This is a genomic window from uncultured Microbacterium sp., assembly GCF_947489255.1.
In the GTDB taxonomy this organism is placed as follows: domain Bacteria; phylum Actinomycetota; class Actinomycetes; order Actinomycetales; family Microbacteriaceae; genus Microbacterium; species Microbacterium phycohabitans.
In genome coordinates, this window is the sequence record NZ_CANLCY010000005.1 from 396,087 (window position 1) to 409,587 (window position 13,501).

Genomic DNA, 13,501 nt, shown 5'->3' on the forward strand with positions numbered 1-13,501 from the left:
TCAGCCACCTCTGCCGGGGTCCCTGAGCCTGTCGAAGGGTGGTCCCTGAGCCTGTCGAAGGGTCAGGCGCGCACGGCGTGCGCGAGGTGGGCGTCGAGGGCGCGGCGCGCCTCGGCGGCATCCGTGATCATCCGGGAACCGGCGGCTTCGGCGGCGGTGCGCTGGATCGCCTGCTCGCCGCGGATGATCTCGAAGGGGCTCTGCCAGTGGTTCCAGTGCCAGCCCTCGTACTCGCTCGACACGGCGCCGCTGTAGCCGTTGTCCACGAGCAGCGTGATGAGGTCGGCGACCGGCACCGACGGCTCGTCCCCGTTCTCGTCGATGCCGAAGAATTTGCCGTGCACGTGCTTCACCCACGGCATGATCTCGAGCCAGTCGTCGACGCGCGCGGGACCGAACAGTCCGGTGCCGTTGATGCCGAAGTCGATGCCGAGGTCGGGGCGACCGTGCTGGTGCGCGAGATCGATGAAGCGGCCGAAGCGCTGACCGTGATCGGCCTGGTCGGCGGGCGGACCCTGTTCGTAGTACTCGTCCCACAGGGCGACGACGGCCGTGAGCAACTCCTCCGATGCTCCGCGGCGGCGGTAGGCCTCGATGAGCGAGGGGGCGAAGCCGGTCACGGTCGCGCCCCAGTCCATCGTGAAGCCGAGGAAGGGCGAGCCGACCTTCTCGTAACGGTCGCGCAGCGCGAGGATGCGCGGATGCGAGGCGTACTGGTCGGCGTGCACCTCGAGCGCGAGCGTGACGCCGTATTCCTCGGCGATGGGGGCGAGCGCCTCCATCGAGTCGGGGGTGATGGAGATCTGCACGCGGGCGATCGGGAAGCCGAGCTTCGCCGCCGCCGCGATCTGCGTGCGCATGTAGGCGAGGAGTTCGTCCTGGTTCATGAGCCTGTCCGGGCGCAGACCGATGTCGGCGTTGACGGCGAGCGAAGTGCGCACCAGACCGACCTCGTCGACGAGGTCGGAGAAGCGACCCGCGAAGTGGTCGTCGATCTCGGGGAAGCCGCGGAAGCTCGAGAACCCGATGATCTCCAGGCCCGGACCGAAGCCCTCGGCCGCCGTCTTGCGGATCAGCTGGTCGAGGTCGTACTCGCGCCCGTGGAACGCGCGGGTGAAGCTGTAGAGCGTGACGCCCTGGATGGGCGTGCCGAGCTCGGGCCCCTGAGCCTGTCGATGGGGTCCCTGAGCCTGTCGAAGGGTCATGCGCGGGCCTCCTCGACCTGGCGTGCAGTCATCGTCTTGGTGTCGTGCTCCTCGATGTGCAGCACGCTGTCGGCGGAGTTCTCGTCGGACATGATGATGTACGGGATGTAGAGCTCGAGGTCGACGCGCACCTCGTGCTCCCCGGCATCCATCTCCAGATCTCCCGAGAGCACGGCCGAGTCGGTGGGGAACCACCACTGCGCGGTGTCGGTCTTCATCTCGGCGAAGGTGAACTCCTCGCCGTTCATCTGCCACCGCAGCGAGGCGGCCGGCGCCTCGACCCCGTCGACGGCCAGCTTCGCGCCCGAGATGCAGGATGCCGGCAGCGCCCGGTACCAGGGCAGGCGCACCTCCACCGACGCCCGACCACCCGCGGCGGTGAGCGTGCCCTGCTCGATGATGCGATCCGGGATCACGATGACCTCCTCGTCGGCGCGGCCGGAGCCGCAGACCTCTTTGTCTTGATTCCTACACTCTAATGTCTGATTCCTGCATAAGCAAGGATCAGGCGGATGCCGAGACGGTCACGGCTCGCTCCTGCGACAGCACCGACGCGATCTTGCGCGCACCGCGTACGGCCAGGGCGACCGAGGTCACCGTGGGGTTGCAGGCCGTCGCGGTCGGGATGACGCCGTTGCCGGCGACGAACAGATCCGGAACGCCCCACACCTCGCTGTCGACGTCGCACACGCTCGTGCCGTCGTCCGTCGTGCCCATCCGCGTCGAGCCCTGGTAGTGCAGAGACGAACCGAGCGGCAGGGTGAACGGTCGATCACCGACCGGGTCGCCGATCGCCTCCGCCAGGCGCACGATCTCCCGCCGCGCGCGCTCCACGACCTCGTGATCGTGCTCCGTGAGGCGGTAGTGGATGCGAGGGGCCGGCATCCCGTATCCGTCGACGTGCTCGTCGTCGAAGACGACGCGGTCGTCGGCGCGCAGGTCTTTCGCGCAGAACAGGCCGAGCCCGACGATCGAGCCCGGCACGACGGGGTCGTCCTCGGCCAGGGCGATGGGCGACGCGTCGAGCTGCATGATCTGCCCGTGGAAGGGCATGTCGTCGGTGAAGGGCACCCAGCTCACTCCGCTGTACTCCGCGAGACCCGTCGTCGGAGCGTCCTCGGCGAGCGGCGGCATGTCGCGCAGGCGCGAAGCGAAGACGACCTGCGCCTGATCGTTCAGGTACCGCCCGAGGGCCTCGGGCCGCACCCCCGACGCCCACAGCAGCTGCGGCGTGCGCAGCGCGTCGGCCGCGACGACGACGAAGCGGGCCGCGACGCGGTGCTCCTCGCCGGAGCGCAGATCACGGACCACGACGCCGGCCGCGCGACCACCCTCGACGACGACGCGCACGACGAGCGACTCGTCGAACAGCGCGAAGCCGGGGTTCTCGCGCGTGACGTCGCCGAGGACGATGTCCGAGCCCGACCACACGAGCCGGCCGTCGTCGCGGCGATGCACGGCGAGCGGCATCCGCTGCACCTTCGTGGCGTCGACGCGCCCTTCGTCCACGGCGGCCGACAGGCGCTCGCGCACGATCTCGCCGAAGGGCGCCGAGTCGAACGCGTCCCGCGTCACCCCCAACAGGCGGTCGCCCTCGTCGAGGAGCTCGTCGAGGTCGCCGAGGAAGGCGATGCGCTCGCTGTCGTTGGGCCGCGGGCACGCGCCCGTCCAGTGCGCCGCCATGCCGCCGACATTGCTCGACATCGCCGCGACGGGCATGCCGTCCTCGCCCTCGAAGGCGTAGCCCTCGTCGAGGAGGAAGGTGCCGGGGCGCGCCCCCCGCACCCCGGCACGGGCGGCACCGGGGCTGGCGACCTTCTCGCCGCGCTCCCCCGGGCCCTCCGACGCCACCTGCGCGCGAGCGCGTGCGGCGGTGTCGGAGATGTTCTTCACGTGCGCGCCGGGCGGGTTCGACACCGTCGGCCCCACCTCGAACATCGCGATGCTCGCCCCGGGCACCCGCTCCGAGAGGATCCGCGCGTACGCCGAACCCGTGGGCCCGCTGCCGACGATGACGACGTCGACCGAGGCCGGATACTCCCGGGCGCTCATGCCGCGCGCGCGATCTCGACGACGCGGGCGACCGAGGCCTCCGACGCGGTGGTGGGGTAGTACTCCAGGCCCACGGGCCCGTCGTAGCCGCTGTCGCGGAGCAGGCGGAAGCGCTCGGCCCAGTCGAGCGAGCCCGTTCCGGGCTCCCCCCGACCGGGAGCGTCGGCGAGCTGCACGTAATGGATCAGGTCGCCCGCGTTCGCGAGCTCGGCCTCCATGTCCTCGCCCTCGACCGCTGAGTGGTAGATGTCGTAGAGCACTCCGAAGTGCGGCGAGTCGACGCCGCGGGCGACGTAGACCCCCTCGGCGGTGCGGTCCAGCAGCGAGCCGGGGTGGTCGACGCGCACGTTGACCGGCTCGAGCACGAGACCGACGCCCGATCCCTCGATCTGGGCGATCGCCGTGCGGTAGATCTCGATCAGCTTGTCGAGCTGCATCTGGCGCTTCCACCCGCCGAAGCCCGTGCCGCTTCCCACCACGATGCGGGGGCAACCGAGGTCCTGCGCGATCGCGACGCCCTCGTCGAGCTTGCGGAAGAACTCGGAGTGATCCCACGGCGGGATCATGAACTGCGTGCGGGGCTCGCTGAGCTGCGCGGTGAGCTGCACGCCGGTCTCCTCGAGCGCGGCCTTCAGCGCCGGCAGGTCCTTGGGCGTCGCCGGGGCGTCCACTCCGGTGGGACCCCACATCTCGACGGCGTCGAACCCGGCCGCCGCCGCCGCGCGCACGCGGTCGTGGTAGTCGCCTGCCTCGGTGAAGAGGAGTTCGATGTTGGGGGCGAGTCGGTACATGGGGTGTGTCCTTTCGACTGCGGGGCGCGACGATCGACGGATGCCACGCTCCGCGGCATCCATCTGGGCAGGCTCAGCCCGTGAGAAGTGGGGTCAGCCCTTCAAACCGCCGGCGAAGCCCTGGATGAAGCGCTTCTGGGCGAAGAGGTAGAACGCGAGGATCGGGATCATCGAGACGATGACGATCGCGAAGATCTGGTTCCAGGCCGAGACCAGAGAGCCGATGTAGTAGTACATGGCGACCGGGAGGGTCTGGTTCGCGGAGCCGCCGAGGAAGATGAGCGACGTGAAGAAGTCGTTCCACACGATGAGGCCGGCGAGGATCGCCACGGTCCCGGTCGCGGGCGACATCAGCGGGAGCACGATGCGGAAGAAGATCTGCGTGCGGCTGGCGCCGTCGATGGTCGCCGCCTCCTCGTACTCGGTGCCGAGCCCGCGGAAGAACCCCGCGTAGAGGAAGATCGCGAGCGGCAGGAGCATCCCGGTGTAGAGGATGATCATGCCCCAGGCCGAGCCGGTGAGTCCGAGCGCGCGCGCCCCGATGTACAGCGGCACGGTGCCGAGCTGCGTGGGGAGCACGATCGCCACGAGGAACAGGTAGTAGACGACGCGGCTCCACCGGCGCGTGCTGCGGGCGATCACGTAGCCGGTGAGCGAGCCCAGGAGCACCAGCAGCACGATGCTGCCGGCCGTGATGATGATGCTGTTGACGAGCCCCATCACGACGTTCGAGTTGCCGGTGGCGGTGAGCACCTTGAGGAAGTTGCCGAAGTCGGGCGCCGTCGGCGGTGCCAGCGTCGACGAGGTGATGACCTCGCGGTCCGACTTCAGCGAGGTCGTGACCAGGAAGTAGAACGGCAGCAGGAAGACGAGCGCGGCGATCCAGAACAGGAACTCGCGCAGCCCCGTGAGCTTGGTGTAGCGGAACATGTCAGTTCTCCTCCGAACGGTCGGCGGTGACGCGCTGCTGGATGACGGCGAAGACGAGGATGATGAGGGTCAGCAGCAGCGCGAGGGCGGCGCCATAGCCGAAGTTGCCGAGCGCGAAGGACTGCTTGTAGACCTGCGTCGCGAGCGTCTCGGTCGCCGCGGCGGGGCCGCCGCCGGTGAGCGCCATGATCTGGTCGAAGACGCGCAGTCCGTTCACCAGCCCGAGGGTGGTCGCGATCGCGACGGCCGGGCGGATGGAGGGGAGCGTGACGTGCCAGAAGCGCTGCCACAGGTTGGCGCCGTCGATGGCCGCGGCCTCCTCGATCTCGACCGGGACGGCGGCGAGGCCGGCCATGTAGATCACCATCGAGAAGCCGATGTTCTGCCAGACCAGCACGACGAGGATGGTCCAGATCGCCCACGTGGGGTCGGCGATCCAGGCGCGGGCCATCGAGTCCAGGCCGATCCCGCGCAGCACGAGGTTGAGAGGTCCGTTGAAGTCGAAGATGAACTTCCAGATGTACGAGGTCGCCAGCGGGCTCAGCACGACCGGCATGAAGAAGAGCGTGCGCAGGATGTAGCGGCTCTTCAGCCCCCGGTTGAGCCCGAGGGCGATGCCCAGGCCCAGGATGTTGCTGAGGATCACCGATCCGAAGGCGAGGAACAGCGTGTTCCACAGGGCCCCGATCTTCGTCGGGTCCTGGAAGATCCGCGTGAAGTTGTCGAGCCCGATCAGCTCGAAGGCCCCGATGCCGGTCCAGTTCGTGAAGGCGAAGAAGCCGCCGACGCTCGTGGCGACGTAGTGGATGCCGATGACGAAGAGGATGCCGGGCAGCGCCCACCACCAGTAGCCGAACTTCAGCAGGCCCTTGCGCCGCGGGGCGGGAGCCTGTCGGCGGCGTCCGCCGCGGCGCGGCAGGACCACGCGCTCGGTCTCGGTGGCGGCGACCTCGCCGGCTCGGAAGGTGGTGCTCATGGCGTCCTCGTCATCCTCGATGGGGTGCGGCTCCGCCGCCCGGGTCCAGGGGCCCGGGCGGCGGATTCACTCAGTTGCCCCAGGCCGCATCCATGTTCTGGAGCACCTGGTCGATGCTGCTCTGGCCGGTCAGCAGACCTTGGACGCCCGTCGAGAGCGCGTCATACACGGCCGGGTTGGGCCAGACGTTCGAGGGCAGCGTGGTGTACGAGCCGTTCGAGATGTCGTCGACGACCTCGGAGTAGATCGTGTTGCTCAGGTCGAGGTTCTTGTACTCCGAGATGGGCAGCAGGCCCGAGGCCTCGTAGAACTTCTCCTGCGCGTCGGGGGTGGCGAGCCAGTCGAGGAACTTCTTCGCGGCATCCTTCTTCTGGGACTTCGCGTTGATCGACGCGGCGTAGTTCGAGCTGGCGAGCACGAAGGGCTTGCCGCCGGCCGCGGGCGGGAAGGGCTGCACCTTGAAGTCGGCCTCCGCGGGAGCCGCCGCGGCGATCTCGACCGCCGAGCCCGAGGGGATGAAGCTGCCGACCGAGGTGCCCTGCGCGAGTCCGTTGGTGATGGCGTCGAAGCCGCCGCCCTCGGCGCCGGCCTGGAAGCAGCCCTTGTCCTTGAGGTCGATGATGGTCTGCAGCGTGTCGGCCCAGCCCTTGCTCTGCGCGAAGGTGGTCTTGCCCTCGGCCCGCTCGGTGTTGAAGTTCGGGTCCGATGCGTAGACGCGGGTCGCCGCGATGCCCTGCGCGGTGAGACCGGCGTTCGGGGCGGCGGCGCCGGCGAGCGCGAGCATCGACTTGCCGTCGCCCGCGAGCTTGCCGCATTCGGCGTAGAAGTCGTCCATGGTGGTGGGCCAGCTCGTGATCCCGTTCATGCCCGCGGTGCCCATGCTGGCGACGACCGCGCCGATGGTGAAGTCCAGCGGCTGCCCGTAGGTCTTGCCGTCGATCTCGAAGAGCGTGTCGCTGCCGGTCGGCACGAGCGACGTCGCCGTGTCACCGAGCGGCTCGAAGAACCCGGCCTGGGCGAGGGGGATAAGACCGCGCGCGTCACCGGCGCCGGGCGCGGTGATGATCACGTCGGAGGCGTTCCCGGCCTGCAGCTGCGTGCGGATGGTCTCCCCGTACTTGTCGTTGGGGGTCGGGTTCGAGGTGATGGTGACGCCGGGGTTCGCCGCCATGTACTCCTTGGCGAGCGTCTCGTACGGGCTCTCGAGGTTGTTGGAGGTGGCGAACGTGAAGGTGAACGATTCGGCGTCGCCCCCGGAGTCCCCCGAACCCGAGCCGGAGCATCCGGCGAGGACGAGAGCGGCGGTGACGGGAAGAGCGAGAAGACCTGCGATGCGCGTGACGCGTTGCGGAGCCATGGGCCAGCCTTTCTGACGACGTTGTCGGCGGCCCCTTCGGTGGAGCGCCTGTGCTGTGTGACTCAGTATCCGTGCGATCAGTAGAAAAAGCACATAAGTCTTCGCGATGTAGCGCATAAGGCGTTGCGGAGATGGCTGCATCGCCCCGGGAGATGCGCCCTAGCCCCGACATAGACCGCATTGATACGATGCCCGGACAGCTTTCCCGAGCGAAGGATCACGCCGTGGTGACCGATCATTCGGCGCTCTCGCGCCTCGACCTCAACCTCCTGGTGGCACTCGACGCGTTGCTCACCGAGCGCAGCGTCACGCGCGCCGCCGAGAGTCTGCACCTCAGCCAGCCCGCCCTCAGCGCCTCCCTCGCGCGCCTGCGCACGCACTTCAACGACCAGATCCTCGCGCGTCGCGGCAACACCTACGAGCTCACGCCGTTCGCCGTCCGCTTGACCGATCACACGAGCACCGCTCTCGAAGCGGCCCGGCGCGTGTTCGACAGCCAGGCGTCGTGGTCGCCCGCCGAGTCGACGCGGGAGTTCTCGATCTACGGCTCCGACTACGGTTTCGTCACCGTCGGCACGGTCGTCTCGCAGCTGGCGGCCGAGCAGGCGCCCGGCGTTCGGTTCCGCTACATGCTGCACAACCCCGGCATCGTCGAAGACGCCGCGAACCGCCTGCGCTCGGCCGACGCGATGGTCATCCCGCACGGCCCCGTGTCGGAGCTGCCCTACCTCGACCTCTGGCAGGACGACTGGCTGGCGGTCGTGGCCGACGACAACGACGAGGTGGGCGAGTCGCTCATGATGCAGAACCTCGCCGACCTGCCGTGGGTGCTCACCTTCCAGTCGCGTTCGGCCTTCACCTCCGCCGCCCGCCAGATCCAGCAGCTCGGCGTCGAACCGCACATCGAGGTGGTGCTGGAGAGCTTCCTCTCGGTGGGGCACTTCGTCAGCGGGACGCGGCGCGTGGGACTCGTGCAGTCCGCCCTCGCCCCCCACCTGCTGCGCATAGGCGGCATCCGCGTGGTGCCCCTGCCGTTCGCGGCGACGCCGATCGTCAGCGCCCTGTGGTGGCACCCCTCGCACAATCGCGATCCCGAGCACGAGTGGATGCGCGGCCTCTTCGCCGAGGCCGGTCGCGTGATCGCCGCGGGGCACGCCCCGCACTGAGACGGGCGGATGCCGCCCGCATCACGGATCGTGATGGACGGCATCCACGGCGGTCGGGGTGCGGTCGTTGTGCGCGCGCCCGGCCGGTCCCTAGCCTGAAATCAGAATCAACGTTCTGATTCGGTCGGCGCGCACCCCCGCGGGCCCGGCCGTCCGCTCGAGGAGGAGCACCCATGTCGACCCCGTTGAGAATCCTGATCGTCGGCGCCGGCATCGGCGGCCTCACCACGGCATCCGCCCTCGCCCGGATCGGTGCGCACGTCGACGTCATCGACGACAAGCCCGAGATCAGCGTCGCCGGCGTCGGATTCGGCCTCCGCATCAACGGCCTGCGCGCGGTGCGCGAGATCGGACTGCTCGACGACGTCCTCGAGATCGGCCATCCCGCTCCGGGCATCGACAACTACGACGCCGACGGCACCCTGCTGAGCACCATGAGCTACGGCACCCGCGACGAGGGCCTGCCGGGGTGCGTGACGATGTCGCGCATGGCGTTCCTCGAGATGGCCGCGCGCCACGCCCTCGCCAACGGCGCCACGTTCCACATGAGCACGACCGTCGCCGGCATCGCCCAGGATGCCGACAGGGCGACCGTGACCTTCAACACCGGCGACAGTGCCGACTACGACCTCGTGCTCGGCTTCGACGGGCTGAACTCCCAGATCCGCCGCGAGTACTTCGGTGAGAAGTACGCTCCGCGCCCCGTGGGCGGAGTCGCCTGGCGCGCGGGGCTGCCCAACCGCCGCAAGATCATGCAGCCGATCATCTGCCAGGGCTACGGCGGCAAGATCATGCTCACGCCCCTGTCGGAAGACACCATGTACATGGTGCTCACCGTGGCCGAAGAGGGGCGCCCGCGCTACGACGCGAGCAAGATGGCCGAGATCATGCACGACCGTGCCGCCTCTCTCACGCGCGGCTCGTCCTTCCTCGCCGACGCCCTCGACGACGTCCGTCACGCCGAGAACGTCGCCTACACCCCGTACTCGACGGTGTGGGTGCCCTACCCGTGGTTCCGCGGACGCATCATGATCCTGGGCGACGCCGCCCACACGATGACGCCCTACCTCGGATCGGGAGCGGCGATGAGCATCGAAGACGGCGTCGTTCTCGCCCAGGAGCTCGCGAAGGACCAGTCGCTGCTCGACGCCCAGCTCGAGTTCATGAAGCGCCGCCTGCCCCGGGTGCGCGCGGTGCACGAGCGTTCGATCGAGTCGATGCTCGAGGAGTTCGACTCGGTCACCGACGAGACCTACCGCGCGCGCATCGACCACCTCCGGCACGACGAGCCGATCGCGAACGAGTACGCGAACCGCCTCCTGCGGATGCCCTACTGAGACCCGAGGAGACACCCGTGTCGCACACCCCCACCCGCACCCTCGTCGTGGACGCCGCCCGCGAGAGCGCCTTCCGCGCGCTGAACGGCGTCGGCGGCGTCCCCGGCCCCGTCGGGGACTATCCCGACTTCCCCGACATGACCCCGCTGTGGCGCGAGGCGGGGGTGACCCTCGTGCGCTCCTTCGACTGGGTCTCGCGCCTCGACACGCGTGACAATCCCACGAGCCTGTTCCCCGACTGGAGCGCCGACCCCGACGACCCGGCCAGCTACAACTTCGCCGCGACCGACGCGTGGGTCGACGCGGTCCACTCCATCGGCGCCGAGGTGCTGTTCACCGTGGCCAGCTCGATCCCGAAGAACAAGCTGCCCGCCGACGACGTCGAGGTGTACGGCCGGGTGGTCGAGCACATCGTCCGGCACTACTCCCAGGGGTGGGCGGGCGGGCCGGCGACGCCCGTGCGCCGCTACGAGTTCGGCGATCAGCCCGACTTCGGGCCGCTGCACTTCGCCGGGCGACCGGAGGAGTTCTACGCGATGTACCGCGCCTTCTGCGAGGCGGTGCATCGCGTCGACGCGACCCTCACCGTCGGGGGGCCCTCGGTGGCCTTCTCGCTCGAGGCCGACTCGCCCTACCGCGAGGGCTTCCTGCGGTTCGTGCGCGAGAACGACCTGCCGCTGCACTTCTTCTCGTTCCTGTGGTTCACCGACGGCAGCCGCGATCCGATGGACTACCGCTACGTCGCGCGCGAGCTGCGCGCGGTGCTCGATGGTCACGGGTTCACCGACACCGATCTGACGCTCAGCTACTGGAACTATCTCGCGGTGCCCAGCAGCACCGCACCGGCGCTCGAGAAGGGCGCGTTCATGGCGGCCACGGCGATCGCCCTGCAGGACACGGTCATCGACCACGCGTTCTTCTTCCGCGCCGACACCGGTCGCGATCCGCACTACGGGTTCGTCGACCCGGGCGGGGTCGGCGACGTCGACGGGCGGCCTGACGAGCGCTCGCGCGCCCTCGTCCTCGCGGGTCGGGCGCTGACCGGGCGGCGACTGGAGGCCACCGGGGGCGACGAGTCGGGGCTGGCGGTCGCCGCCGGGCGCGACGGCGGCACCGTCCGCGTCCTCGTGACGAACTACGTCGCCCCCGACAGCGCCCTCGCCCCGCGCGCGGAGGACCGTTTCACGTTCCGCATCCCCATCGGCGAGCAGCGCATCGAACTGGGGCTCACCCTCCCGCCACAGCGCCCCGACCTGGCATCCGCGGGGGTGGAACGGGTGCGCCTCGACCTGCGCAACCTCCCCTGGGCGGATGCCACCGTGCACGCCACCGTCACGTCGTTGTCGGGCGCGGTCGAGGGGCCCTCGCCCGTCGCAGTGTCGGCGGAGGGGAGCCTGCAGATGGATCTCGCCCTGGAGCCGCAGTCGGTGTTCCTCGTGGAGCTGACGGCCTGAGCCCGGAACCGGGGAGAGCGATGGCCACGAGAGAGGGAGCGGGCGGGGTGTCCGAGCCCAAGCAGCAGCGCAGTCGCGACTCGTTCGCGAAGGTGCGGGCCGCCGTCCTCGCGCTGCTGCACGAGCGAGGCACCGGCCAGTTCTCGCTCGCCGAGGTCAGTGGGCGCGCCGAGGTGTCGATCGGCTCGATCTACGGTCGGGTCTCGGGCAAGGCCGAACTGCTGCGCGTGATCCAGGCGCAGGAGTTCGACCGCCTCGACGTCGAGACCGCCGAACGCGTCGCGGCCGCCGGCATCGGCGCGGCGGACTTCGAGACGGCGACGGCCGAGATCGTCGCGGTCTACGCCGGCATCCTGCGCGAGAACCGCGACCTGCTCTCCCCCTTCTTCGTGATGGGGGTGGACGACGCCGAGATCCTCGCGCGCGGTCGACGCTCCGGCGACGCCGGGCAGGCCGTGTTCGTCCGTGCCCTCCTGACCGCGGCCTCCGCGCACGGCGTCACGCTGACGGACGACGACGCCGTCTGGGCGTTCGAGGTCTTCTACAGCCTGTGCGTGCGGTATCTCGGCCTCGGTGTGACGGCGACCGCGACGCCGCACGACGCCTACCGCTGGTCGGAGCTGCTCGAGCGGCTGACGCGCACGGTGTTCGTGACGCTGGCGGTCGGCTGACGCTCGACCGCCCGACGGGCCGGGGGCGTCCGCATCCGGTCGCCCCGGATGGAAACGCCCCCGATCCTCTCGAGCGGAGGGTCAGCCCACGGGCACCGCCCGCATCGCCGACCGGATGAGGTCGTGCTGGCGCCGCACGAGCAGCAGCGGGTCGACCTCGCCGAGCTCGGCGAACGCGTGGCCCTCCCACTCGCTCGACCAGGAGCCGCGGTACCCGCCCTCGACGAACACGCGCACGAGCTCGGGGTAGTCGATCGCGGGCTCCTGACCGGCGTCGTCGATGTCGTAGAACTTCGCGTGCACGTGCAGGATCTGCGGCATGATGTCGGCCCACTCCCAGGGGTCGACGTGCCCGTGCATGTTGAAAGCCAGGTGCGCGAAGGCGCCCAGCCGGCCAGGGTCGAAGTCCCGCCCGCGGAGGTACGCGATGAACTCCTGCTGGCGCGCCTGCATCGTGGCATCCGTCGCCCAGATGCTCTGCAGCGTCTGGACCGCTTCGTCGTCGAGGCCCGCGCGGCGCACGGCCCGCAGCAGGGTCGGCGACATCGCGTGCATGGTCGAGGAGAAGTCGGCGACGAAGCCGAGCAGGGGCGAGTCGAGCTCGGCGTAGGTCTCGCGCACGCGCAGGATCGGTTCGGCGTTCGGGCCCATGGGCGCGTGGATCTCGTACGCGAGTTTCAGCTCGAGGTCTTCGGCGATCGGCAGCAGGCGGCGCAGCAGCTCGGGCTTGGCGCTCTGGATGCGCACGAGCGGGAAGCCGAGCTTCTTCGCCCCCTCGAACATGAGCTTCGAGAACGCGAACTCCTCGTCGGGCGTCATGTCGCGATCGCGTCGGCGTCCCATGTCGAGGTTCGCCCCGAACGAGCTCCCCACGAACCCGTGCCGGTCGAATGCCGCGCGCCACGTGCGCACGAAGCCGTCGCCGACGACGGGGTAGGTCGGGACCATCTGGGATGCCACGATCTCGATGCCCGGGCCGATGCCGAGCTCCGCGACGCGGTCGAGCAGGCCGTCGACGTCGAAGTACCCCGCGCGGAACTCGGCGCTGGCCGAGTACAGCGTCAGGCCGAGCTGGAAGGGGTCGTCCTCGGCCGCCGGCGGCGGGGGCGTGACGTCCGACACCAGGGCCGGGATGCCGGCATCCGCGTCGACGACCGTGAGCGTGCGGACGTCGTGCACGACGTTGGGCACGTACATGCCGGGCCCGCCGTCCTGCCCGGGCGCGATCTGCATGTAGGGCAGACGCAGTTCGCCGTGCAGCACGACGTCGTGGGTCTCGCCCCGGGCGACGGGGACGTCACGGCGGGCGATGAGCAGCGGGTGCTCCTGCAGGAACCACAGGCGCTCGCTCTGCGCGGGCAGCTCGTCGAGGGCGTATGAGGCGTCGCCGAACTCCACGCGGAGGTCAGCGGCGTCGACCTGCTCCCCGTCGACGGTGAGGGCGAGGGTCGTGACCGACGACAGCCAGAGGCTGCGGTACCAGGGGATCGTGAGGCGCAGCGCGAGCCCGTCGGGGTGCGCGCGCAGGCTGTCGTCGTGGATGAGTCCGTTGGGCATGGTGA

General features: G+C 69.8%; 12 protein-coding genes. 4 read left to right on the forward strand and 8 right to left on the reverse strand.

Annotation, left to right across the window (positions count from 1 at the left end; all coding sequences use genetic code 11):
- Positions 1–62: 62 nt before the first annotated feature.
- The 7 genes from Q0818_RS15170 to Q0818_RS15200 form a co-directional block, all read right to left on the reverse strand.
- Positions 63–1,205, reverse strand: coding sequence for a TIM barrel protein (locus tag Q0818_RS15170; RefSeq protein ID WP_298876700.1), 1,143 nt, complete (start codon positions 1,203–1,205; stop codon positions 63–65).
- Complete coding sequence (locus Q0818_RS15175) at positions 1,202–1,621, reverse strand: DUF6379 domain-containing protein (protein ID WP_298876702.1); 420 nt, start codon at positions 1,619–1,621, stop codon at positions 1,202–1,204. The genes Q0818_RS15170 and Q0818_RS15175 overlap by 4 nt, the downstream gene beginning before the upstream one ends.
- Positions 1,622–1,709: 88 nt before the next feature.
- Complete coding sequence (locus tag Q0818_RS15180; RefSeq protein ID WP_298876704.1) at positions 1,710–3,257, reverse strand: GMC oxidoreductase; 1,548 nt, start codon at positions 3,255–3,257, stop codon at positions 1,710–1,712.
- A complete protein-coding gene (locus Q0818_RS15185) occupies positions 3,254–4,048 on the reverse strand; it encodes a TIM barrel protein (RefSeq protein WP_298876707.1) in 795 nt (264 codons plus the stop codon). Before Q0818_RS15185 ends, Q0818_RS15180 begins: the two co-directional genes overlap by 4 nt.
- 93 nt (positions 4,049–4,141) lie before the next feature.
- On the reverse strand, positions 4,142–4,978 hold the full coding sequence (locus tag Q0818_RS15190) for a carbohydrate ABC transporter permease (protein ID WP_136588282.1): 837 nt from the start codon (positions 4,976–4,978) through the stop codon (positions 4,142–4,144).
- Between the two features lies 1 nt (position 4,979).
- On the reverse strand, positions 4,980–5,954 hold the full coding sequence (locus Q0818_RS15195; protein WP_136588281.1) for a carbohydrate ABC transporter permease: 975 nt from the start codon (positions 5,952–5,954) through the stop codon (positions 4,980–4,982).
- A 70-nt stretch (positions 5,955–6,024) separates the two neighbouring features.
- A complete protein-coding gene (locus tag Q0818_RS15200; RefSeq protein WP_298876711.1) occupies positions 6,025–7,311 on the reverse strand; it encodes an extracellular solute-binding protein in 1,287 nt (428 codons plus the stop codon).
- 227 nt (positions 7,312–7,538) lie between these two features.
- Between Q0818_RS15200 and Q0818_RS15205 the strand changes: the two genes are divergently transcribed.
- The 4 genes from Q0818_RS15205 (at position 7,539) to Q0818_RS15220 (ending at position 11,939) form a co-directional block, all read left to right on the forward strand.
- Positions 7,539–8,477: a LysR family transcriptional regulator gene (locus Q0818_RS15205; protein ID WP_298877118.1), complete on the forward strand. Its 939-nt coding sequence runs from the start codon at positions 7,539–7,541 to the stop codon at positions 8,475–8,477.
- Between the two features lie 173 nt (positions 8,478–8,650).
- On the forward strand, positions 8,651–9,814 hold the full coding sequence (locus Q0818_RS15210) for an FAD-dependent monooxygenase (RefSeq protein WP_298876714.1): 1,164 nt from the start codon (positions 8,651–8,653) through the stop codon (positions 9,812–9,814).
- 17 nt (positions 9,815–9,831) lie between these two features.
- Entirely contained in the window at positions 9,832–11,268 is a 1,437-nt protein-coding gene (locus tag Q0818_RS15215; RefSeq protein ID WP_298876717.1) for a hypothetical protein, read from the forward strand.
- A gap of 20 nt (positions 11,269–11,288) precedes the next feature.
- On the forward strand, positions 11,289–11,939 hold the full coding sequence (locus Q0818_RS15220; protein WP_298876720.1) for a TetR/AcrR family transcriptional regulator: 651 nt from the start codon (positions 11,289–11,291) through the stop codon (positions 11,937–11,939).
- Positions 11,940–12,020: 81 nt separating this feature from the next.
- Here the strand turns inward: Q0818_RS15220 and Q0818_RS15225 are convergent, their stop codons facing one another.
- A complete protein-coding gene (locus Q0818_RS15225) occupies positions 12,021–13,496 on the reverse strand; it encodes a DUF6379 domain-containing protein (RefSeq protein WP_298876723.1) in 1,476 nt (491 codons plus the stop codon).
- Between the last annotated feature and the right edge of the window lie 5 nt (positions 13,497–13,501).